The organism is Pelagibius marinus (genome assembly GCF_014925385.1).
GTDB classification, from domain to species: domain Bacteria; phylum Pseudomonadota; class Alphaproteobacteria; order Kiloniellales; family Kiloniellaceae; genus Pelagibius; species Pelagibius marinus.
The window spans coordinates 1-21,285 of record NZ_JACSDK010000002.1 but is presented as its reverse complement, the minus strand read 5'-3'; the positions used below and the strand labels follow the sequence as shown (position 1 = coordinate 21,285).

At 68.2% G+C, this 21,285-nt stretch carries 18 protein-coding genes and 1 tRNA gene; 12 read left to right on the top strand and 7 right to left on the bottom strand.

What is annotated here, in order from left to right; translation table 11 throughout:
- Positions 1-202: 202 nt before the first annotated feature.
- The 3 genes from H7X47_RS05205 to H7X47_RS05195 all read left to right on the top strand — a co-directional run bounded on the left by H7X47_RS05205 (position 203) and on the right by H7X47_RS05195 (position 3,758).
- Positions 203-796: a transglutaminase-like cysteine peptidase gene (locus tag H7X47_RS05205; protein WP_193367594.1), complete on the top strand. Its 594-nt coding sequence runs from the start codon at positions 203-205 to the stop codon at positions 794-796.
- 27 nt (positions 797-823) lie between these two features.
- A complete protein-coding gene (locus tag H7X47_RS05200) occupies positions 824-1,939 on the top strand; it encodes a helix-turn-helix domain-containing protein (RefSeq protein WP_193367593.1) in 1,116 nt (371 codons plus the stop codon).
- A gap of 661 nt (positions 1,940-2,600) precedes the next feature.
- Entirely contained in the window at positions 2,601-3,758 is a 1,158-nt protein-coding gene (locus tag H7X47_RS05195) for a helix-turn-helix transcriptional regulator (RefSeq protein WP_193367592.1), read from the top strand.
- Positions 3,759-3,809: 51 nt separating this feature from the next.
- Here the strand turns inward: H7X47_RS05195 and H7X47_RS05190 are convergent.
- Both H7X47_RS05190 and H7X47_RS05185 read right to left on the bottom strand, forming a co-directional pair.
- Positions 3,810-3,885: transfer RNA gene (locus tag H7X47_RS05190), tRNA-Ile, on the bottom strand.
- A 106-nt stretch (positions 3,886-3,991) separates the two neighbouring features.
- Positions 3,992-4,666: a CHAP domain-containing protein gene (locus H7X47_RS05185; RefSeq protein WP_227010229.1), complete on the bottom strand. Its 675-nt coding sequence runs from the start codon at positions 4,664-4,666 to the stop codon at positions 3,992-3,994.
- A gap of 331 nt (positions 4,667-4,997) precedes the next feature.
- On the opposite strand from H7X47_RS05185, the gene H7X47_RS05180 reads away from it, so the two are divergent.
- Both H7X47_RS05180 and H7X47_RS05175 read left to right on the top strand, forming a co-directional pair.
- On the top strand, positions 4,998-5,249 hold the full coding sequence (locus H7X47_RS05180) for a YMGG-like glycine zipper-containing protein (RefSeq protein WP_193367591.1): 252 nt from the start codon (positions 4,998-5,000) through the stop codon (positions 5,247-5,249).
- Between the two features lie 7 nt (positions 5,250-5,256).
- Positions 5,257-5,784: a septal ring lytic transglycosylase RlpA family protein gene (locus H7X47_RS05175; RefSeq protein ID WP_193367590.1), complete on the top strand. Its 528-nt coding sequence runs from the start codon at positions 5,257-5,259 to the stop codon at positions 5,782-5,784.
- Positions 5,785-5,858: 74 nt separating this feature from the next.
- Here the strand turns inward: H7X47_RS05175 and H7X47_RS05170 are convergent, their stop codons facing one another.
- The 5 genes from H7X47_RS05170 to H7X47_RS05150 form a co-directional block, all read right to left on the bottom strand.
- On the bottom strand, positions 5,859-6,461 hold the full coding sequence (locus H7X47_RS05170) for an RT0821/Lpp0805 family surface protein (RefSeq protein ID WP_227010228.1): 603 nt from the start codon (positions 6,459-6,461) through the stop codon (positions 5,859-5,861).
- Positions 6,462-6,550: 89 nt separating this feature from the next.
- The gene (locus tag H7X47_RS05165) at positions 6,551-7,450 is read right to left on the bottom strand and encodes an MBL fold metallo-hydrolase (RefSeq protein ID WP_193367589.1); all 900 of its coding nucleotides are present in this window, start codon (positions 7,448-7,450) and stop codon (positions 6,551-6,553) included.
- A 127-nt stretch (positions 7,451-7,577) separates the two neighbouring features.
- Positions 7,578-9,701, bottom strand: coding sequence for an RNA polymerase sigma factor RpoD (gene rpoD / locus H7X47_RS05160; protein ID WP_193367588.1), 2,124 nt, complete (start codon positions 9,699-9,701; stop codon positions 7,578-7,580).
- A 100-nt stretch (positions 9,702-9,801) separates the two neighbouring features.
- Positions 9,802-11,760 (bottom strand): DNA primase, encoded by a 1,959-nt coding sequence (gene dnaG, locus H7X47_RS05155; protein ID WP_193367587.1) that lies wholly within the window; start codon positions 11,758-11,760, stop codon positions 9,802-9,804.
- A gap of 225 nt (positions 11,761-11,985) precedes the next feature.
- Positions 11,986-12,441, bottom strand: a complete 456-nt coding sequence (locus H7X47_RS05150) for a GatB/YqeY domain-containing protein (RefSeq protein WP_193367586.1) — start codon at positions 12,439-12,441, stop codon at positions 11,986-11,988.
- Between the two features lie 178 nt (positions 12,442-12,619).
- On the opposite strand from H7X47_RS05150, the gene carA reads away from it, so the two are divergent.
- The 7 genes from carA to H7X47_RS05115 all read left to right on the top strand — a co-directional run bounded on the left by carA (position 12,620) and on the right by H7X47_RS05115 (position 21,282).
- Positions 12,620-13,843, top strand: coding sequence for a glutamine-hydrolyzing carbamoyl-phosphate synthase small subunit (gene carA / locus H7X47_RS05145; RefSeq protein ID WP_193367585.1), 1,224 nt, complete (start codon positions 12,620-12,622; stop codon positions 13,841-13,843).
- Position 13,844: 1 nt separating this feature from the next.
- Positions 13,845-17,120, top strand: coding sequence for a carbamoyl-phosphate synthase large subunit (carB, locus tag H7X47_RS05140; RefSeq protein WP_193367584.1), 3,276 nt, complete (start codon positions 13,845-13,847; stop codon positions 17,118-17,120).
- Between the two features lie 78 nt (positions 17,121-17,198).
- On the top strand, positions 17,199-17,675 hold the full coding sequence (gene greA / locus H7X47_RS05135) for a transcription elongation factor GreA (RefSeq protein ID WP_193367583.1): 477 nt from the start codon (positions 17,199-17,201) through the stop codon (positions 17,673-17,675).
- Between the two features lie 168 nt (positions 17,676-17,843).
- A complete protein-coding gene (locus tag H7X47_RS05130) occupies positions 17,844-18,605 on the top strand; it encodes an ABC transporter ATP-binding protein (protein ID WP_193367582.1) in 762 nt (253 codons plus the stop codon).
- Positions 18,602-19,315 carry an ABC transporter ATP-binding protein gene (locus H7X47_RS05125; protein ID WP_319633541.1) on the top strand — a complete coding sequence of 238 codons (714 nt, stop codon included), beginning with the start codon at positions 18,602-18,604 and terminating at the stop codon, positions 19,313-19,315. Before H7X47_RS05130 ends, H7X47_RS05125 begins: the two co-directional genes overlap by 4 nt.
- A gap of 20 nt (positions 19,316-19,335) precedes the next feature.
- Positions 19,336-20,205 (top strand): branched-chain amino acid ABC transporter permease, encoded by an 870-nt coding sequence (locus tag H7X47_RS05120; RefSeq protein ID WP_193367581.1) that lies wholly within the window; start codon positions 19,336-19,338, stop codon positions 20,203-20,205.
- 15 nt (positions 20,206-20,220) lie between these two features.
- Positions 20,221-21,282: a branched-chain amino acid ABC transporter permease gene (locus tag H7X47_RS05115; RefSeq protein ID WP_193367580.1), complete on the top strand. Its 1,062-nt coding sequence runs from the start codon at positions 20,221-20,223 to the stop codon at positions 21,280-21,282.
- The last annotated feature ends 3 nt before the right edge of the window (positions 21,283-21,285 follow it).

Genomic DNA, 21,285 nt, shown 5'->3' with positions numbered 1-21,285 from the left:
AGTTCTAGAAGCCGCAGGACGGAGAGCCCTGCGCCTCCGGGATGGCGGAGAGGTACCGCCGACAGAGGCCGGAAGAAGGCGCAGCCCCCAAGAAGGGCGGCTCTCCCCAGCGGCGGGACGCGGCGACCAAAAGAGGTCCGCGCAAACGACCCCAAAAGCCAAGCCCCGCCGCCCGTCAGCAGAAAGTTGAGGAGGGAGACCGATGCTTTCGAGACGTGGATTTATGGCGGCCGGCGCCGCCGGGCTGGCGCTCGGCGCCCTGCCGGGCAGGGCTTCGGCAAAGCTCATCGCGCTGCCCCGCCCGCTGCCGCCGTCGACGGCGATCGCCGGGGGTGACTTCGTGGCCGCGCCTACCGCCTGGCTGCGTCTGGTCGCCCGCTTTCCGGCGCTGCATCCGGGCGCGATCAAGCCCTGCCGGGTGCCCTCCACCAAGCTGCGCGAGGCCGAACTGGTCCAGGTGCAGCGGGAAGTGAACGGCAAGGTCCGCTTCCAGCGCGAAGCCGAGGACCTCTGGCAGCCCGCCTCGCTGACCGGCGACTGCGAAGACTTCGCCATCCGCAAGCTGATCATCCTGACCCGTGAATTCGGCTGGCCGCGCGGCGCCCTGACGCTGGCGACCTGCACCGCCGAGACCGGCCAGGGCCACGCGGTGCTGCTGGCCCACACCGAACGCGGCGCCTACGCGCTCGACAACCGGCGGGGCCCCGTCCTGCCGTGGCGCGCCCTGCCCTACGACTGGCGGGCGCGCGAGGCGCCGGGCAGCCCCTTCGCCCTGTGGCGTTCGATCGACGCCTAGGGCGGCAGAGAAGAGCCGATCACCAGGATGGACCTGACGACCAAGAAGGAGACCGTCATGCCCGCACCGACCAAAGCCATGGACCTGCAGACGCCCCGCGCCGAGCACGGCTGGTACGCGCCGTTGGGGACCCTGACGCAAGACCGGGGCCCGGCTCACGAGGAGCGCACGCCCGGCTACCGCGTCGCCCTGCCGTGGGAGGACTTCGCCGAGGCCTGGAGCCAAGCCGAGAACCGCTTGGCCTGCCTGGAGCACGACCTGGCGACCCACGCGCTGCGGCCCTACTGGATCTGCCGTGCCGACTTCACCGAGGCCGCGGCCCTGGCGTCGCTGCGCGGCACCCCGATCGCCCTGGAGGACCTAGTCATGGCCGACGCCGGCCTGACGCCGCGCAAGCAGACCGCGGCCTGGTTCGTGGGCAAGGCCCTGCTGTCGCTGCGCCGGCATATCAGCCGGGCCGGGCCGGCGAAGGTGCTGACCGTCGACGGAATCCTGGAGCTTGAGATCCGGCTGGCCAGCGCCCTGGCCACCGCCGGCACCGCCGACGGCGAAACCGCGGCGCCCGAGGCCCGGCGCCAGCGCGTGGCGCGCTGGCTGGGCGTGGTTGAGGAGCTGCGCTCCACCCCGCCCCTCCCCGCCGCGGCCATCGCGCTCAGGGTGTGGCGCCGCATCGCCCCCCTGGCCTCCCACAACGACGAAATCGGCCTGCTGCTCTCCTCCACCCTGCTGTGGCACTGGGGAAAGACCAAGGGGCTGACGGCCTGCCCTGTGGCCGGGCTGCAGGCCGCCGGCCTGGCCACGGTCAGCCGCGATCTGGACGACCGGGCGACCCTGGGCAGCTGGATTGCGCTGTTCTGCCGGGCCGTGGAGGCCGCCGCCGCGGCCGGCCAGGAGAGCCTGGAGACCATGACCCAGGGCCGGGCCCGGGCCGCCAGGCTGCTGAAGGGGCACCGCCCCAATTCGCGCCTGCCGCGGCTGATCACGTTGTTCCTGACTTATCCGGTCATGACCGCCCGTTTTATTAACCAGAGGCTCAATTTGACTGCTCAAGGAACCGACTGGCTAATTAAAGAACTCACCAAAAATAATATGGTAGTTGAAACTACTGGAAGAGCAAAGAACCGAGCATACCGACTCACATGAATTATTCACTGGACTGACAGATAGGACAACTTGGCCATATAGGCTGATAAAACCGGGCATAATAACCTATTAGGGCGTAAAGCCCGGCTACTTTGGCCTAATAGGCTGAATCGCCCTAAATCGTAACAATTTCTAATGGGAATTCTGACTCAATTATTGTGGAAAAGTGCGATCTTTATTGAGAATCGCGTTGTGGTCGTCGGTCGCCCTTTCTACAATTATTGGTAGCCAAGGCATGAATATCGGCCCTGGCGAACGAGCGAAGGGGACCCGCAGTTAGTCGGAAAACCGCGCTTTTCTGGAAAGGGGTTACTTGGAGTGGCCCAAGTCGCCCGCCAGCCTCACCCCGGCATAGCAGCGAGGAACCGCTTAAGCAGACGCACTGCGCCGTCTGCTTAGGAAAGGTTGAAAAGCCGTAACGATTATCACCCTTGAGGGTGACGCTGCCCCCCTTCTCTCGACCCAAGATTGGTGCCGGGAGATCAAAGGGTTGAGACTTACGAAGTCGATAGAGGCGAAGTTGCCGCCATGCTGGGCGCCGACCGCGAAAGCGGCCGTGGCGACCCTTGGCGTCGGCATCCTCGCCCTATCGGGGGTCTCTCCCACCACCGCGCATGCCGCCTTGGCGGCCCCCGCGGCCGGCGGGGAAGGCGGGTGACCCATGGTCCTCGACCGCCAAGCCTTCGATAAACTCGTCGACCAGGTCTACCGCGCCTCCACCGGGGAGGTCGGCTGGCAGCCGACGCTGCGCGCCATCGCCGAGGCCTTCGATGCGTCTTTTGCCTGGCTGGCCCTGGAGCGCAGCGACCTGTCCCAGATCCGCCAGTCACCCTCCGAGGTGAACCCGGAGCCCGTGGCGGTCCATATGTCCGCCGATCTGAGCGATCTGGCCGAGCTCTACTTCAAGCATTACCACCGCCTGGACCCCTTCCGTCCGCAGATGCAGCTGGCCTGCGCGCCGACGGTCATGCAGCTGCACGCGGTCTGCGACCCCAAGGAGTTCGTGCGCAGCGAGTACTACCAGGACTTCGCGCGCCGCGCCGACTCCTTCCACCTCACCCGTTTTTCCGCGCGCTTCGATGCGAAGCTGCAGCTGACCTTCGAGGTCAACCGCAGCGCCTCGGGGCAGCCGCTGAACGAGACCGAGCTGGAACGCTTCGAGTCCCTCAGCAACCACATCGTCCGGGCCCTCAAGGTGGAGCGCCACATCACCCAGATGGGCGCGACCATGGACGCCGCCTTCGACGCCCTGGAGCAGATCGGCCGCGCCGCCTTCCTGGTCGACCGCAACGGCCGGGTGGTGCGCATGAACGCCCTGGCCGAAGCCATCTCGGTGCTGGCCGACGGCGTGAGCATCCGCAACCAGCGCCTCATCATCGAGGCACCGCGCGGCCAGCAGCTGCTGCGCCAGGCCCTGCAGGCCCACCTGGGAGAAGGCAGCACGGAGATGCCCCGCGAGGCCGCGGTCATCGCCGTGGAGCGCCCCTCCGGCAGCCGCCCCTACCTGGTGGAGGTCACGCCCTTCGAATTCGAGAGCTACTGGAACACCGGCGTCGCCGCCACCGCCCTGGTCACCATCCGCGACCCGGACGTCACCCTGCGCCCCAAGACCACCCGCAACTGGGGCCGCGCGCTGGGCCTGACGCGCAGCGAATGGCGCGTCGCGCGCACCCTGGTGGTCAGCCGCGACGAAGGCGAGGTCGCCCAGACCCTGGGCATCAGCCTCAACACCGTGAAGACCCACCGCAAGCGCATCTACGCCAAGCTGGGCATCCACCGCCGCGCGGAGCTGAGCGCCATGCTGCCGGGCACCGGATGACCTTGTTGAAGGGGTGGTGGGCGCTGAAGGGGTGGTGGGCGCTGAAGGGGGTGGTGGGCCCGGCAGGATTCGAACCTGCGACAACGCCGTTATGAGCGGCGGGTTCTGACCGCTGAACTACGGGCCCCCAAATTGCCTGGCCGCCATTGTGCCGCCGGAGGCGGTCAGATCAAGCGAATTGGGGTGGGGAAATTCCCCCGGTCGTACCGGCGGCGGCAGGCAGGCCCGGCGGCCTAGTTGGCGGCCTGGCGCAGCTCCGGCGTCTCGCCGGTCTCCGGGTATATGAAGCCGTAGGCGGGGTAGTGGCCCGAGCCCATCTGCTGGCCCGGCGTGTACCAGACGCGCACCACCGACCAGTCGTTGTTCTTGGAGATGTCGCGCACCGGCGTGTAGCGGTGGATCTGGCCGCGGTTCAGCCAGTTGGCCTGGTGCACGATGATCTCGCGGCTGTTCACCACCTCGGCCACCACGGCCAGATGGCCAAGGCGCAGGCGGCGCGTCTTGCTGAGCACCAGCACCGAGCCGACGCGCGGCGCCGAGCCACGCTCGTAGCGGCCTTCGGCCTTCTGCCACCAGGTCCAGGCATTGCCGCGCAGGGCGATCTTGGAGAGCTCGCGCGCGTAGGGCACGCACTGCAGGGGACGCTTGGCCCTGACGATGGCCGGGCGCGGGCGGGCCGGCGCGGGCGGCGGCGGCAAGGCCGTGAGGCCGGCCGGCGTCACCTCGGTCAGCCGCTGCGCCTCCGGGCGCGCCACCTGCTGCGTCGTCAGCGGCCTGGGGATCTGGGCGCGCGGGGTCACCGCCGCGCTTTCCCCGGCACCGGACGCGCCGGACTGGGGCGCCGCGCAGGCGCCGAGCAGCAGCAGCAGGCCCAGCGAGAACGCCCGACCACCCGCAAGGAACGACAAACCACCGATCCTACAACCCAAGAAACGGAACCTCCCCTTGTACCCCGGCGGCGCCTTGCCGCCTGAGCGCCGCTATCTCTTTTCCGGCTTCCCGCGCCCCGAGCGAATACAAAACCGGAACAACAAACAAGACCAGATCAAAGTCTACAACCGGTGCGTTGAGGTATCGCTCCAGTTGTCGCCGGGGCTTGGCGATAGAGTCTACGCCCTTGCCCAAGAAAGTGAGCCCCCGAAGCTTTTAAGGGCACAGTTTTGACATAGCAACAACAAGCTGACGCTTCCTATATGCCTGCCCACGCACGTTCCAGTCCATTGAGGCAGGGAGATATAAATGATTCGTTTATCAACTTTCACGCCAGCCCTTCTTCTCGCCGCCGCCCTGGGCCTCTCCGCCTGCGGCAGCACCACCGGCGACCGCGGCCCCAGCGGCGCCGGCATCGGCGCGGCAGCCGGCACCGCGGTCGGCGCCGTCACCGGCCTCGGGATCGTGGAGGGTGCCCTGATCGGCGCCGGCGCCGGCGGCCTGACTGGCGCCCTGACCGACGAGGACACCATCGACCTCGGCGATCCCTGGTGGAAGTAAAGGAAGGGTGGCAAGGCCTCACTCAGCGCGGCACCTGTCACCACGCATCCGGCACCACGGCGCGACGGCGACCGCCGCGCTGCTGAGCCTGCTGCTGGCGGCAGGCTGCGCCTCGCCTGCCGACTCCCACGACAGTGAAATCCGCCCGGCGCGGAAGCCCGCAACCGATCTGGCGGCGCTGCCCGCGCCGGATCATGATCCGCGCGGCGACGCCACGGGGGAAACCGTCGTCGAGAGCTACGTCGGCCTCGCCTCCTGGTACGGGCCGGGCTTTCACGGCCGGCGCACCGCCAGCGGCAAGCGCTTCGACATGGCCGCCCTCACCGCGGCGCACCGAAGCCTGCCGTTCGGCAGCCGCGTGCGCGTCACCAACCTCGCCAACGGGCGCTCGGTGATCGTGCGGATCAACGACCGCGGCCCCTACGTGAAACCGCGCATCATCGACCTGTCCCGCGCCGCCGCCAGGGAACTAGACTTCCTGGAGGACGGCATCACCCGCGTGCGCATCGACCTGCTGGCCGCGCCGACGGGCTAGCATACCTCGCGCCTTGCCGGCATCACCGGCCCGGCGCCGCGTTGGCGCGCCGGGCCGGAAGCACAAGCGATCGATCAGTTCTGGAGTTTCCAAGCGCCGTCGGGCTGACGGCAGGCGGTGCCGTAGGTTTCCCTGCTGCGCCCGCCGATCACGGCGGTGGTGCTGTACTCGCGGCAGTAGGCGCCGGCGGTCTGGAATGTGCGCAGCGGCTCGACCTGGTAGCGCGTCTGATCGGCGCCGACCCAGGTGATGTCGGAGCCGTCGGGCGCGTGCTCCAGAGCCTGGCCGACGCAGTACTGGTCGACCCGGTCCATGGAGCGGCCGAGGCTGCCGCCGACCAGGAAACCGACGACCGCGCCGCCGATGATGGCGGCGGTCTTGCCGCTGCCCGAGCCGATCTGCGTGCCCGCGGCGGCGCCGGCCGCACCGCCCAGCAAGGCGCCCAGGGTTTCACGGTTGCAGCGGCCGAGGCCGATGTCGAAGGGCGCCCGGTAGTCCGAATAGCGATAGTGCTTGTTCTTGTGCTTGGCGCGGTAGCCGTGGGCAGGCGCCCAGGGCGGCGGATCGGCCCAGGCCGGCGCCACCGGCGCCGCGGCCATGGTGAAGGCCGCGAGCGCGGCGGCAAAAAGTCCCAGCCGGCGCCCGCCGCGGCGCTGCGCCGTTTGATTGCATAACATTGGTCAAGTACCTCTTGCTGCCTTTCCAAGGGCCGTCTCCGGCCCGGCGCAAGTGCATCTAGGCAGCGATCATGGCAACAAGGTGGCGATCAGCGTGACACCGCTGTGACATCGCCGCCGCCCAGCGCCAGCACTGCGGAACCGTAGGCGACGCGCCGCGCCGTCAGGTCGATCCGCAGCAGGTCCTCGGCCAGGATCAGCGCTCCGCCGAAGTCGGCGGCCACTTCCGCCAGCAGCGCCGCCCGGTCGCAGGCCGGCGGCACGAAGTGGGTGAGCGCCAAAGCCTTCACCCCGGCCTCCGCCGCGATCTTGCCGACCTCGTCGGAAAGCGTGTGGTAGCTCGCCACGCTGGCCACGGTCTCCGCCGAGCGCACGCCGGGGATCACCGGCATCTCGCGATGGATGAAGACCTCGTGGACCAGCAGGTCGGCGCCCCGGGCCGCGGCGACGAGCGCGGCGCAGCGCCGGGTGTCGCCGGAGAGCACCAGCCGCTCCCCCTTTTCCTCGAAGACGAAGCCGAAGGCATGGCGCACCGGCTGGTGGTCGACTTCCACCACCTGCACGGCGAGGCCGCCGAGCGACAAACTCTGCCCAGCGGCGATCTCCGTCACGGCGATCTTCAGCGCCTCGATGGAGGGGCGTTTCTCGTGGGCGATGCGCAGGCTGAGCTCCGGCTCCCACAGCGCCATGAGCCCCTCGACGTAGCGCCGCGTGCCCGGCGGCCCGTAGATCGGCAGCGGCCGGTCGCGGCCCTGGTGCCAGGAGGAGACGATGAGCTGGTAGAGATCGACCAGGTGATCGGAATGCAGATGGGTGAGCAGCAGGGCATCGAGATCGCGCCCGGGCGCGCCGGCGGCGAGCAGGCGTTGCGTCACGCCGGAGCCGCAGTCGACCAGCACCTTGGCGCCCTGCCCCAGGACGAGCTGCGCGGGCCCGTAGCGTTCGGTCGAGACCACCGGACAGCCGGTGCCGAGAAAGACGATTTCCATGAGCGGAGAGGCTAACGCGGCCGTCGCGGCGCGCAACGAAAAAGGGCCGCTCCGGAGAGCGGCCCCTTGTCTTGTTCGGCGTCTTGTTCGGCGTCTTGTTCGGCGTCTTGCTCGGCGCTGTCCCGCCTCAGGTGTCGAGGAAGGAGCGCAGCTTGCGCGAGCGCGAGGGGTGCTTCAGCTTGCGCAAGGCCTTGGCCTCGATCTGGCGGATACGTTCGCGGGTGACCGAGAACTGCTGGCCGACTTCCTCCAGGGTGTGGTCGGTGTTCATGCCGATGCCGAAGCGCATGCGCAGCACGCGCTCCTCGCGCGGCGTCAGGCTGGCCAGCACCCGCGTGGTGGTCTCGCGCAGGTTGGACTGGATGGCCGCGTCCAGGGGGATAACCGCGTTCTTGTCCTCGATGAAGTCGCCGAGATGGCTGTCCTCTTCGTCGCCGATCGGGGTTTCCAGGGAGATCGGCTCCTTGGCGATCTTGAGGACCTTGCGCACCTTTTCCAGCGGCATGACGAGACGCTCGGCCAGTTCCTCCGGGGTCGGCTCGCGGCCGATCTCGTGCAGCATCTGGCGGCTGGTGCGCACCAGCTTGTTGATGGTCTCTATCATGTGCACCGGGATACGGATGGTGCGGGCCTGGTCGGCGATCGAGCGGGTGATCGCCTGGCGGATCCACCAGGTGGCATAGGTCGAGAACTTGTAGCCGCGGCGGTACTCGAACTTGTCGACCGCCTTCATCAGGCCGATGTTGCCTTCCTGGATCAGGTCCAGGAACTGCAGGCCGCGGTTGGTGTACTTCTTGGCGATGGAGATGACGAGACGCAGGTTGGCCTCGACCATCTCGGTCTTGGCCTTGCTCGCTTCCTTCTCGCCGGTCTGCACCGTCTTGACGATACGGCGGAACTCGCTGATCGGCAGCTCGCTCTCCGCGGCGATCTCGGCGACCTCCTTGCGGATGGCCTTCACGTCGTCGCCATAGCGCTCGGCGAACTTGGACCAGCCCTTGCCGGTCAGGCGCTTCACGCGGCTGACCCAGCGCGGATCGAGCTCGCGCGTGAAATAGTGGTCCAGGAAGTCCTGGCGATCGACGCCGCAGCGCTCGGCCATGCGCAGCATCTTGCCCTCGAATCCGACCAGGCGGCGGTTGAGGCCGTAGAGCTGGTCGACCAGTTGCTCGAGGCGGTTGTTGTTGAAGTGCACGACCTCCATGAGCTCGACCAGCTCATGCTGCAGCTTCTCGTAGCGCTTCTCGGTCTGCGGCGTGATCTTCTCGCCCCGCTGCAGGTGGGTCAGGCGCTTTTCCTGAACCTTGGTGATCTTCTTCCAGGTCTTGGAGATCTCGTCGAAGGTGTCGAGCACCTGCGGCAGCAGGGCGGCTTCCATGGCGGCGAGGGAAATGGAGTTCTCTTCCTCGTCGTCGTCGTCGTCGTCGCCTTCGCCCTCGGTCTTCTCGCCCTCTTCTCCGGACTCCTCTTCCTCGCCCTTGGCCTTCTTGCCCTTGGACTTGGCCGCGGCATCCTCTTCGGCCTTGGCGGCCTTGCCGCCCTTACCCTTCGAGGCGTCCTTGGCGTCTTCCTTGGTGTCCTTGCCCTTCCCCTTGGCGTCCTTGCCCTTGGCCTCTTCCTTGGGCTCGGGCACGTCCTCCATCTCGGCGATCTCCTCGACCGCCTGGTTCATGGCATCCTCGGAGGGCCCGCCGCCGTAGGTGGCGTCCAGGTCGATGATGTCGCGCAGCAGGATGCGGCCCTCGATCAGGGCCTCGCGCCAGGCCAGCAGGGCGCGGATGGTCAGCGGGCTTTCGCAGATGCCGCCGATCATCTTCTCGCGGCCGGCCTCGATGCGCTTGGCGATGGCGATCTCGCCCTCGCGCGACAGCAGCTCCACCGAGCCCATCTCGCGCAGGTACATGCGCACCGGGTCGTCGGTGCGGCCGATGTCGTCGTCGTTCAGGTTGCCGGTGACGGTCTTTTCGCCGTCCTTGGCCTCCTCGTCGCCGGAGGAGTCGTCCTGCTCCTCGCTCTCGATGACGGTGATGCCCATCTCCGACAGGAGGGACATGGTGTCTTCGATCTGTTCGGAGGACATCTGGTCCGGCGGCAGAACGGCGTTCAACTCGTCATAGGTGACGTAACCGCGTTCCTTCGCCTTCGCGATCATCTTCTTGACCGCGGCGGACATGGAGTCCATCAGCGGCCCGTCAGAGGACTCCTCGCGCGATTCCGTCGATTCAGCGCTTTCTTTTGCCTTGGTCGCCATTCAGCCAACTACCTCAAAATGCCTTCTTGGAAGCGCCCCGACAGCGCCGAAGCATCGATCCGCCCAAGATCGACCCTCCGCGCCCGACGGCGCACCTTGCTCAAGAGTCTGCTTTGTCCACGGTCGTTTGAAGCATCGCCTCAAATCGGTCCAGATCCACCTTGCGGCCATCATCTTCAAGCCGAAGTTTCTGCCGGGCCTGAACCCGCTTCAACTGCTCAGCCGTCATATCCGCCGCCAGGGCCTGCGCCTCTTCCACACGCTGCACCCCGGATTGGCGGTCACGCAAAACCCCCAAAATGTGCAAAACAGATTGCCGCGCCACCTCCGCTGAGGCGTCGGGACGGGCAAACCTGCCATGAACATATACTTCTGAGGCCAAAAGCGTAGCCAAAAGCCCCGAAAACCCCTGTTCTGACAGGTGGCATTTCACACCTTCGGTGTCAAGTTCCGCATTGCGGGCCATGCAGTCGATCAGAGCCTGGCGCAGCGCGTTGAGCTCGCTGCTGATGAAGTCGATCCCAGCCAGATCCTCGACAAACTCGATTAATAAATTGTTATGATTAATCAAAGTGGCAAGGAGAAGCTGCTCGGTCCGCTCCGGGCGCAGCAGATCGCCGGGCCGCCGCCGCTTGCCGGGCTCGTCCAGCGGCCCCCACTGTTGGTTCCAGCCGCCCCTGCCGCCCCACTTGCCGCCGGGCCTGCCGCGCCGCCCGCCGCCATAGCCTGAGCGGCCGCCGGCCTGCCGCCCGCCCGCCCTGGGGCCGTGGCCCCCGGTTCCTTTGGGGGCGTAGCCGAAGACCAGCTCGAAGCGGCGCTCCATCTCCTGACGATAGTCCTCGCGCAACTCCGGGTCGCGGATCGTGCGCACCTGATCGCGCAGCTCGGCGCGGATGGCGGCCCGGCGCTCCGGCGTGTCGGCGGGCCGGCCCTCGGTGGCCTGGCGCCAGATCATGTCGGCCAGGGGCTGGGCCGTCTCCAAGAGGCCGCGCAGGGCCGCCGGGCCCTGGCCGCGCAGCAGGCTGTCCGGGTCCTCGCCCGGCGGCAGCAGGGCGAAGAGCAGGCTCTTGCCCGGCTTCAGCAGCGGCAGGGCGCGGGCGGCGGCGCGGAAGGCGGCGCGCTGGCCGGCGGTATCGCCGTCGAAGCAGAGGGTCGGCTCGGGCGTCAGGCGCCACAGCTCCTCGATCTGCTCCTCGGTGATGGCGGTGCCGAGCGGCGCCACCGCCGCCGGGAAGCCGCCCTCGGCCAGCGCGATGACGTCCATGTAGCCCTCGGTCACCAGCAGCTCGCCGGTGTCGTGGGCGGCCTTGCGCGCGCGGGCCAGGTTGTAGAGCACCCGGCCCTTGTGAAACAGCGACGTATCGGGAGAGTTGAGGTACTTGGCCTTGGACTCGCCCAGGGTGCGCCCGCCGAAGGCGATGACCCGGCCGCGCCGGTCGGTGATCGGGAAGACCACCCGGTGGAAGAAATAATCGCGCAGGTCCTCAGGGCCATCTTCGCCGCGCTTCACCAGCCCCGCCTCGAGCAACTGGTCGACGGTGATGCCGCGGGCGCGCAGGGCCTTGGCCAGCACCCCGCGGTTGCGCGGCGCAAAGCCCAGGCGGAAGCCCTTCACGGTTTCCGGCGCCAGGCCGCGGCGCTCCAGGTAGTCGCGCGCCTCCTTGCCCGCCTCGGTCTGGAGCTGCTCCTCGAACCAGGCAGCCGCCGCCTCCATGACGTCGATCAGGCCGGCGCGCTTCTGGGCGCGCTCGCGGTCCTCCGGGCGCTCCTGGGGCACCTCCATGCCGGCCAGGCCCGCCAGGCGCTCCACCGTCTCCGGGAAGCTCAGGCCCTCGCTGTTCATGATGAAGTCGATGGCGCTGCCGTGGGCGCCGCAGCCGAAGCAGTGGTAGAAGCCCTTGTCGTCGTTGACGGTGAAGGAGGGCGTCTTCTCGTTGTGGAAGGGGCAGAGGCCGGAGAACTCGCGGCCCTTCTTCACCAGTTTCACGCGCTTGCCGACCACCTCCGAGGTGGTGATGCGGTTGCGCAGTTCGTCCAGAAATTCCGGTGGAAAAGCCATGGTGCCGAGCGTTCAGGAGGCCGGGCGGTCGCTGCGACTCCGCCGGCGGGTCGCCAAACCTATCAAAGCCCCGCGGGGCGCGCATCCGCGCGCGGCGCCCGAGTCGGGGACACTATTGTAGGACAACTTGGGGAAAACAGCGGGAAAACCTGATGAATTGCGGGGATCGATCGTCCCGATCGTCCGGCGGCCGGGCGTTGCGGGCCTGGGGATAAGACTGCCTCCCTAGACCAGCGCCTCTTTCACGATGCCGCTGGCCTTGCCGAAGTCCATGCGGCCGGGATAGCGCTCCTTCAGGGTGCCCATGACCCGGCCCATGTCCTTGACGCTGGAGGCGCCGAGTTCGCCGATCACCGTCTCGATGGCCGTGCGCATGTCGCTCTCGTCCATCTGCTTGGGCAGGAAGCGCTCGATGACCTCGATCTCCTCGGCCTCGCGCTTGGCCAGGTCGTCGCGACCGCCCTTGGTGTACATCTCTATGGAATCCTGGCGCTGGCGCACCATCTTCTGGAGCATCTCCAGGATCTGTTCGTCGCTCAGGCCGTCGCCGTTGCCTTTGCTGCGCTCGGCGATATCCCGGTCCTTGAGGGCGGCCAGGATCAGCCGCAAGGCCGAGGTGGCCCGGACCTCCTTGGACTTCATGGCGTCTTTCAGAGCGTCGTTGAGACGGGTGCGCAACATCTATGGTCTTCCCTGTGACTCGCAAGGCGCGGGAGGTTAGCTCAAAACATCCGAAATGGCAAAACGCGGAACGCTATCTCAACCTATTGAAATATAACGATTATGGACTTTTGGTTAGGCTTGACCAAGCCGGGCCTTTCCCTTAAACATCAGGCCGCCTGCGTCGAGGATCCGCTTCATGAACGACACACCTCCGATCCCTAACCCGTCCGCCGCGGACGGGACGTCTTCCGCTGCGCCCGTTTCCGTGCCGCCGGGGGTGACCGGCGCCCTCGTATTGGCCGACGGCAGCGTGTTCTGGGGCAAGGGACTGGGCGCCAGCGGCCGCTCGGTGGGCGAGGTCTGCTTCAACACCTCCATGACCGGCTACCAGGAGATCGCCACCGATCCCTCCTACGCCGGCGAGATCATCACCTTCACCTTCCCCCACATCGGCAACGTCGGCACCAACGCCGAGGACATCGAGACGCTGACCCCCGCCGTGCGCGGCGTGGTGCTGCGCGACGACATCACCGAGCCGTCGAACTGGCGCAACGCCCAGCACTTCGACGCCTGGCTGAAGTCGCACAACCTGATCGGCCTGGCCGGCGTCGACAGCCGCGCCATCACCCGGCGCATCCGCGACAGCGGCGCGCCGCACGGCACCATCGTCCACTTCCCCGAGGGAGAGGTCGACATCGAGGCTTGCCGCAAGCTGGCCGCCGAGTGGCCGGGCCTGGAGGGCATGGACCTGGCCGCCGAGGTGAGCTGCCGCCAGACCTACGACTGGTCGGAGACGCGCTGGGAACTGGGCCGGGGCTACGGCACCCAGGCGGCGCCGAAGCACAAGGTGGTGGCCGTCGATTACGGCGCCAAGCGCAACATCCTGCGCTGCCTGGCGAGCCTCGGCTGCGACGTCACCGTGGTGCCGGCCGACGCGGCGCCTGAGGAGATCCTGCGCCACAAGCCCGACGGCGTCTTCCTCTCCAACGGCCCCGGCGACCCGGCGGCGACCGGCGTCTACGCCGTGCCGACGGTGCGCGCCGTCCTGGACACCGGCCTGCCGGTCTTCGGAATTTGTCTGGGCCACCAGATCCTGGCCCTGGCGCTGGGCGCCAAGACCACGAAGATGCAGCGCGGCCACCGCGGCGCCAACCACCCGGTCAAGGACCTGGCCACCGGCAAGGTGGAGATCACCAGCCAGAATCACGGCTTCATGGTCGACACCAAGACCCTGCCGGAAGGCGTGGTCGAGAGCCACGTCTCGCTCTTCGACGGCTCCAACGAGGGCATCGCCGTGAAGGGCCGCCCGGTGTTCTCCGTGCAGTACCACCCCGAGGCCTCCCCGGGCCCCAAGGACAGCCACTATCTCTTCGAGCGCTTCGTCTCGATGATCGAGGACCACAAGGCCGCCGCCAGCTGACATGCCCAAACGCACAGACATCAAATCGATCCTGATCATCGGGGCCGGGCCCATCGTCATCGGCCAGGCCTGCGAGTTCGACTACTCCGGGGCGCAGGCCTGCAAGGCGCTGAAGGAGGAGGGCTACCGGGTCATCCTGGTGAACTCCAACCCCGCCACCATCATGACCGACCCGGACCTGGCCGACGCCACCTACATCGAGCCCATCACTCCGGCCATGGTCGCCAAGGTGATCGAGCGCGAGCGCCCCGACGCCCTGCTGCCCACCATGGGCGGGCAGACCGCGCTGAACACCGGCCTGGCGCTGGAGCGCGACGGCACGCTGGAGAAGTTCGGCGTCGAGATGATCGGCGCCAAGGGTGACGTCATCGACAAGGCCGAGGACCGCCAGCGCTTCCGCGAGGCCATGGACAAGATCGGCCTGAAGTCGCCGCGCTCCCACCTGGTCAGCAGCTTCGAGGCGGCCATGGAGGCCCTGCCCGACGTCGGCCTGCCGGCCATCATCCGCCCCTCCTTCACCCTGGGCGGCACCGGCGGCGGCATCGCCTACAACCCCGATGAGTTCGAGGAGATCGTCAAGGGCGGCCTGCGCGCCTCGCCGACCAAGCAGGTGCTGATCGAGCAGTCGGTGCTGGGCTGGAAGGAGTACGAGATGGAGGTGGTCCGCGACTGCGCGGACAACTGCATCATCATCTGCTCCATCGAGAACGTCGATCCCATGGGCATCCACACCGGCGACTCCGTCACCGTGGCCCCGGCGCTGACGCTGACCGACAAGGAATACCAGATCCTGCGCGACGCCTCGATCGCGGTGCTGCGCGAGATCGGTGTCGATACCGGCGGCTCCAACGTGCAGTTCGCCATCAACCCGGACAACGGCGAGCTGGTCATCATCGAGATGAACCCGCGCGTCTCGCGCTCCTCGGCGCTGGCGTCGAAGGCCACCGGCTTTCCCATCGCCAAGATCGCCGCCAAGCTGGCCGTGGGCTATACCCTGGACGAGCTGGACAACGACATCACCAAGGTGACCCCGGCCTCCTTCGAGCCGACCATCGACTACGTGGTCACCAAGATGCCGCGCTTCACCTTCGAGAAGTTCCCCGGCGCCGAGCCGCTGCTGACCACCTCCATGAAGTCGGTGGGCGAGGCCATGGCCATCGGCCGCAGCTTCGCCGAGTCGCTGCAGAAGGCGCTGCGCTCCATGGAGACGGGCCTGACGGGACTCAACGAGGTGGAGATCCCCGGCGCCCTGGACGGCGAGGGCAATGTCGACCGCGACGCCATCCGCACCGCGCTGGCCGCGCCGCGCCCCGACCGCCTGCTGACCATCGCCCAGGCCTTCCGCCACGGCATGACCCTGGTGGAGATCCTGGAGACCACCCACTTCGACCCCTGGTTCCTGCGCCAGGTGCAGGACATCGTCAAAGCCGAGGAGGCGGTGCGCAAGAGCGGCCTGCCGCGCGACCGCGCAGGCTGGCTGCGCCTGAAGCAGATGGGCTTCTCCGACGCGCGCCTCGGCGAGCTGAGCGGCCAGGAGGAGAGCGCCGTCTACCAGGCCCGCCTGGCCATGGACGTGGGCGCCGTCTACAAGCGCATCGACACCTGCGCCGGCGAGTTCCCCTCCATCACGCCTTACATGTACGCGGCCTACGAGACCGGGCACCTGGGCCCCGACGGCCCCCTGCCCGCCGACTGCGAGGCGGATCCCAGCGAGCGCAACAAGGTGATGATCCTGGGCGGCGGGCCGAACCGCATCGGCCAGGGCATCGAATTCGACTACTGCTGCGTCCACGCCGCCTATTCGCTGGGCGACGCCGGCTACGAGACCATCATGGTCAACTGCAACCCGGAGACCGTGTCCACCGACTACGACACCTCCGACCGTCTCTACTTCGAGCCGCTGACCACCGAGGACGTGATCGGCATCGCCCGCAAGGAGCAGAGCCGCGGCAGCCTGAAGGGCGTCATCGTGCAGTTCGGCGGTCAGACGCCGCTGAAGCTGGCCAACGACCTGGAGCGCGCCGGCATTCCCATCCTGGGCACGGCGCCGGACGCCATCGACCTGGCCGAGGACCGCAAGCGCTTTCAGGCGCTGCTGGCCCAGTTGAACCTGAAGCAGCCGCCCAACGGCACCGCCACCTCCAAGGCCGAGGCCCTGGCGGTGGCCGAGCAGATCGGCTACCCGGTGCTGATCCGCCCCTCCTACGTGCTGGGCGGGCGCGCCATGGAGATCGTGCACAGCCCCGAACGGCTGGAGCGCTACATCGAGACCGCGGTGAAGGTCTCCGGCAAGAACCCGGTGCTGATCGACAGCTACCTGCGCGAGGCGGTCGAGGTCGACGTCGACGCGGTGGCCGACGGCGAAGCCGTCTTCATCGCCGGCGTCATGGAGCATATCGAGGAAGCCGGCATCCACTCCGGCGATTCGGCTTGTTCGCTGCCGCCCTACAGCCTGGCCCCGGCCATCGTCGAGGAGATCGGCCGCCAGACCGAGCAGCTGGCCCGGGCGCTGAAGGTGGTCGGCCTGATGAACGTGCAGTTCGCGGTGCGCGGCGAGGAGATCTACATCCTGGAGGTGAACCCGCGCGCCAGCCGTACGGTGCCCTTCGTGGCCAAGGCCACCGGACTGCCCATCGCCAAGATCGCCGCCCGGATCATGGCCGGCGAGAAGCTGGCCGACTTCGACCTGACCCGCAACGGCGGCGGGCATGTGGCCGTCAAGGAAGCGGTCTTCCCCTTCGCCCGCTTCCCCGGCGTCGACGTCATGCTGGGCCCGGAGATGCGCTCAACCGGCGAGGTGATGGGCCTGGACAGCGATTTCGCCCGCGCCTTCCTGAAGGCCCAGTTGGGCGCCGGCGTCACCTTGCCGCAGAGCGGCACGGTCTTCATCTCCGTGAAGGACGACGACAAGGCCGCCATGACCCCCGTCGCCCGCGCCATCGCCGACCTGGGCTTCAAGATCCTGGCCACCGGCGGCACGGCAAAATATCTTGCAGATCAAGGGCTTGATGTGGAGTCGATCAAGAAGGTCCGGGAAGGCCGGCCGCACATCGTCGACGCCATGAAGTCCGGCCAGGTGCAGCTGGTGTTCAATACCACCGAAGATGCCAAAGCCATCGCCGACTCCTTCGAACTGAGACGAACGGCGTTAACCAATTCTGTACCTTATAGCACCACGGTTGCAGGAGCCCGCGCCGCCGTTAAGGCCATCGAGGCCTTGAAATCGGACGATCTTGCAGTCGCCCCCCTGCAGTCTTATTTTAGTGGGTCGTACTAAGAACAGCGGCTTTTCGGGTCCTGTTCTATCGGGCAGAGTTACTCCCTCGGTTATTTAGGAAGCATCAGGCTTGCTCCCATGAGCGATAAGGTACCTATGACGGCGGGCGGATTTACCCGCCTTGAAGAAGAGCTGCGCTATCTGAAGACGACGGCGCGGCCGGAAGTGATTCGCGCCATCGCGGAAGCGCGCGAGCACGGCGACCTCTCCGAGAACGCGGAGTACCATGCCGCCCGCGAGCGCCAGAGCTTTATCGAAGGCCGGGTCGCCGAGCTGGAGGACAAGATCGCCCGTGCCGAGGTGATCGACGTCGCCAGCCTGGACGGCGACACCGTGAAATTCGGGGCCACCGTCACCCTGGTCGACGAGGACACCGACGCCGAGACCGCCTACCAGCTGGTCGGCGAGCTGGAAGCCGACGTGAAGGAAGGCCGCCTGGCCATCACCGCGCCGCTGGCGCGCGCCCTGATCGGCAAGGAAGTCGGCGATTCCGTCGAGGTGATGACCCCCGCCGGCTCCAAGGCCTACGAAATCCTGAAAGTCCAGTACGTCTGACCCGGGCCGGCCGACCGGCCGCGCCCTGGTGAGAAACCCCACGAATTGCCGCGGCCGGGGCATGGACAAGCTTTGCCCCTTGCCCTATACACCACTGCGCTTGGCGGGCTGATCAGCCGCTCCTTTCCGCCGCGCAACGTCGCCGCACAATTTGTCCCTTGAGGATTCATGCTCGCGCTTACCGGGCTGAGGCGGAGCTTTGGCGGCTTCACGGCAGTCGACGACTGCAGCTTCACCGTATCCGAAGGCACCATCACCGGGCTGATCGGCCCCAATGGCGCCGGCAAGACCACCCTGTTCAACCTGGTGGCCGGGCTGCTGCGCCCGGAGGCCGGCAGCGTCACCTTCCTGGGCGAGGACATCACCGCCCTGCCGCCGCACGCGCGCTTCCGGCGCGGTCTCCTGCGCACCTTCCAGATCCCCCAGGAGTTCCACCGCCTGACGGTTCTGGAGAACCTCATGGTCGCGGCGGCGGCGCAGCCCGGCGAAGAGATCTGGGCCAACTGGCTGGCCGGGCGGCGCGTGCGCGCCCGCGAGGCGGCGGTCGCCGCGCGCGCGGGCGAGGTGCTGGACTTCCTCGGGCTCGCTCCGCTGGCCGGAACGCCGGCGGGGCGGCTGTCGGGCGGCCAGAAGAAGCTGCTGGAGCTGGGCCGCACCATGATGAGCGAGGCCCGGCTGGTGCTGCTCGACGAGCCGGCCGCCGGGGTGAACCGCACCCTGCTGCGCGAGATCGAGGACAAGATCGAGCGCCTGAACCGCAGCCTGGGCCTCACCTTCCTGATCATCGAGCACGACATGGAGACGGTGGCGCGGCTCTGCGACCCGGTGATCTGCATCGCCGAGGGGCGGGTCCTGGTCGAGGGCGACTTCGCCACCGTCCGCAGCCATCCCCAGGTCCTGGACGCCTATCTGGGGGAGGCCGGCCTGTGAGCGCCGCCCCCCTGCTCCGAACCGCCGGCGTCACCGGCGGCTATGGCCCCGTGGACATCCTGCACGGCATCGACCTGCAGGTCGGCGCGCGCGAGATCGTCGCCATCATCGGCCCCAACGGCGCCGGCAAGTCGACGCTGCTGAAGACCGTCTTCGGCCTGGCGCGTCTTTCGGGCGGCAAGGTCTTTCTCGGCGCGGAGGACATCTCCGGCTGGGCGCCGGCGCGTATTGCCCGCCGCGGCCTGGGCTATGTGCCGCAGGTCGCCAACGTCTTCGCCGAGATGACGGTGCAGGAGAACCTGGAGATCGGCGCCTTCCTGCGCCGCGACGGCCTCGCCACGGCCATGGAGCGGGTCTTCGGCCTCTTCCCGGACCTGACGGCCAAGCGTCACAAGCCGGCCGGCAGCCTGTCCGGCGGGCAACGCCAGATGGTCGCTTTCGGGCGCGCCCTCATGCTCGACCCGCAGGTGCTGCTGCTCGACGAGCCGACAGCGGGCCTCAGCCCCAAATACCAGACGCAGATCTTCCAGATCGTGCGCGACATCCGCGCCGCCGGCGTCGCCGTGCTGCTGGTCGAACAGCACGCCAAGCAGGCGCTGGCTCTCTGCGACCGCGCCTATGTCCTGGCCGCCGGCTGCAAACGCGCCGAGGGGCGCGGCCGCGACCTGCTGGCCGACGCCGACATCGGCCGCCTCTTCCTCGGCAGCTAATCCGGAAAACACCGCTCCCTATGGACCTGCTCTCCTTCGTCAACTTCTACCTAGTGCCGGGCATCGTCGCGGGCGCCATCTACGCCCTGGGCGCCATCGGCGTCACGCTGGTCTTCGGGGTGCTGCGCTTCGCCCACCTGGCACACGGCGACCTGGCGACCTTCGGCGCCTTCCTGGTGCTGGCCCTGGTCGGCGCGGGGATGACCCCCTGGCTGGCGCTGCCGCTTGCCATGGCGGCGGCGGCGCTGACCGCCATCGCCCTGCACCACCTGTTCTACGCGCACCTGAGCCGGCGCAGCGCCATCCTCACCGTCATCTCGTCGCTGGGGGTCGCGCTCATGCTGCGCGCGGTGGTGCAGATGATCTGGGGCGTCGACACCGAATCCTACGTCAGCGGCATCGACCGGCCGCAGAGCTATCTCGGCATCCGCCTGAAGGACCGCGAGCTCTGGACCCTGCTGGCCACCGCCGGCCTGGTCGTCGGCCTGCTGGTCTTCCTGGGCCGCACCCGCTGGGGCAAGGCCCTGCGCGCCATGTCGGACAACCCCGACCTCGCCGCCCTTTCCGGCATCGACAAGCGGCTGACCACGGCCCTCACCTGGGGCCTGGCCGGCCTGCTCACCGCCGCCGCCGGCTTCTTCCTGGGGCTCAATACCGAGGTCAAGCCGCTGATGGGCTGGCACATGCTGCTGCCGGTCTTCGCCGCCGCCATTCTGGGCGGCGTCGGGCGCGTCGAGGGCGCCCTGCTGGGCGGCCTCTTGATCGGCATCGTCGAGGAATGCTCGGTGCTGCTGCTGCCCGCCCAGTACAAGTCCGCCGTGGCTTTCGCGGTGCTGCTGGTCATGCTGAGCGCCAGGCCCAGCGGCCTGCTGCGCGGCAAGGTTCTCTAGAAAGGAGGACGCGCGATGGAATGGCTCGGCCTGGTGAACTACGCGCTCTTCATGGCGATCTTCATCGGCATCTACGCGATCCTCGCCCTGGGGCTGAACGTGCAGTGGGGCTTCAGCGGCCTGTTCAACGCCGGCGTCGCCGGCTTCCTGTCCACCGCGGGCGCGCCCGCCTCCTTCGCGGTGGGCCCCACCACCTCGCCCATCGTCACCGGCCCGGCGGCCGAGGGCCGTCTCGGCGGCTTCGAGCTGCCGGTCGCCCTCGGCTGGCCGGCGGCCATGGCGGCGGCCGGCCTCATCGCCTGGCCCATCGGCAGGATCACGCTGCGCTTCCGCTCCGACTACCTGGCCATCGCCACCATCGGCGTCGCCGAGATCATCCGCCAGGTCGCCAGGTCCGAGGACTGGCTGACCAACTCGGCCGGCGGCCTGACGCGCCTGCCGCGCCCCTTCGGCGACCTCGACTACACCCTCTCGCAGCTCGCCTACCTCGGCCTGGTGCTGGCCTGCCTGGGCGGCGCCTATCTGCTGGTGGAGCGCCAGCGCCGCGCGCCCTGGGGCCGCATGATGCGCGCCGTCCGCGACAACGAGACGGCGGCCGCCGCCCTGGGCAAGGACGTCGCCCGCCGCCGCCTGGAGGCCTTCGTCCTCGGCGCCTGCCTCATGGGCCTGGGCGGCGCGCTCTTCGCCCATTTCAACCGCGCCATAACGCCCGGCGCGATCGATCCCATGATCGCCACCTTCCTCATCTGGATCATGCTGATCCTCGGCGGCTCGGGGAACAACCGCGGCGCCGTCCTGGGCGCCGCCGTGGTCTGGATCATCTGGTCGATGTCGGAGATCCTGACCGACCGGCTGCCCACCGAGATGGCGATCCAGGCCAAGTACCTCCGCATGTTCCTCATCGGCCTCATGCTGCAGCTGGTGCTGCGCTTCCGGCCCGAAGGCCTGCTGCCGGAGCCGGCCGGCGACGGCGCCCAGAAAGACGCCAAGCGAGACGCCAAAGAAAACGGCGGGGGGGGGGGGGGGGCCCCCCCCCCCCCCGCGGGGGGGGGAAAGACCCCCCCCCCCCCCAGTTGAGGG

Excerpts from the sequence above, each read along its gene's own strand:
- carB (WP_193367584.1), top strand. The coding sequence starts at position 13,845 with ATGCCCAAACGCACAGACATCAAATCGATCCTGATCATCGGGGCCGGG.
- H7X47_RS05180 (WP_193367591.1), top strand. The coding sequence starts at position 4,998 with ATGATTCGTTTATCAACTTTCACGCCAGCCCTTCTTCTCGCCGCCGCC.
- H7X47_RS05205 (WP_193367594.1), top strand. The coding sequence starts at position 203 with ATGCTTTCGAGACGTGGATTTATGGCGGCCGGCGCCGCCGGGCTGGCG.
- H7X47_RS05115 (WP_193367580.1), top strand. The coding sequence starts at position 20,221 with ATGGAATGGCTCGGCCTGGTGAACTACGCGCTCTTCATGGCGATCTTC.
- H7X47_RS05165 (WP_193367589.1), bottom strand. The coding sequence starts at position 7,450 with ATGGAAATCGTCTTTCTCGGCACCGGCTGTCCGGTGGTCTCGACCGAA.
- dnaG (WP_193367587.1), bottom strand. The coding sequence starts at position 11,760 with ATGGCTTTTCCACCGGAATTTCTGGACGAACTGCGCAACCGCATCACC.
- H7X47_RS05150 (WP_193367586.1), bottom strand. The coding sequence starts at position 12,441 with ATGTTGCGCACCCGTCTCAACGACGCTCTGAAAGACGCCATGAAGTCC.
- rpoD (WP_193367588.1), bottom strand. The coding sequence starts at position 9,701 with ATGGCGACCAAGGCAAAAGAAAGCGCTGAATCGACGGAATCGCGCGAG.
- H7X47_RS05120 (WP_193367581.1), top strand. The coding sequence starts at position 19,336 with ATGGACCTGCTCTCCTTCGTCAACTTCTACCTAGTGCCGGGCATCGTC.
- H7X47_RS05170 (WP_227010228.1), bottom strand. The coding sequence starts at position 6,461 with ATGTTATGCAATCAAACGGCGCAGCGCCGCGGCGGGCGCCGGCTGGGA.
- carA (WP_193367585.1), top strand. The coding sequence starts at position 12,620 with ATGAACGACACACCTCCGATCCCTAACCCGTCCGCCGCGGACGGGACG.
- H7X47_RS05200 (WP_193367593.1), top strand. The coding sequence starts at position 824 with ATGGACCTGACGACCAAGAAGGAGACCGTCATGCCCGCACCGACCAAA.
- greA (WP_193367583.1), top strand. The coding sequence starts at position 17,199 with ATGAGCGATAAGGTACCTATGACGGCGGGCGGATTTACCCGCCTTGAA.
- H7X47_RS05195 (WP_193367592.1), top strand. The coding sequence starts at position 2,601 with ATGGTCCTCGACCGCCAAGCCTTCGATAAACTCGTCGACCAGGTCTAC.
- H7X47_RS05130 (WP_193367582.1), top strand. The coding sequence starts at position 17,844 with ATGCTCGCGCTTACCGGGCTGAGGCGGAGCTTTGGCGGCTTCACGGCA.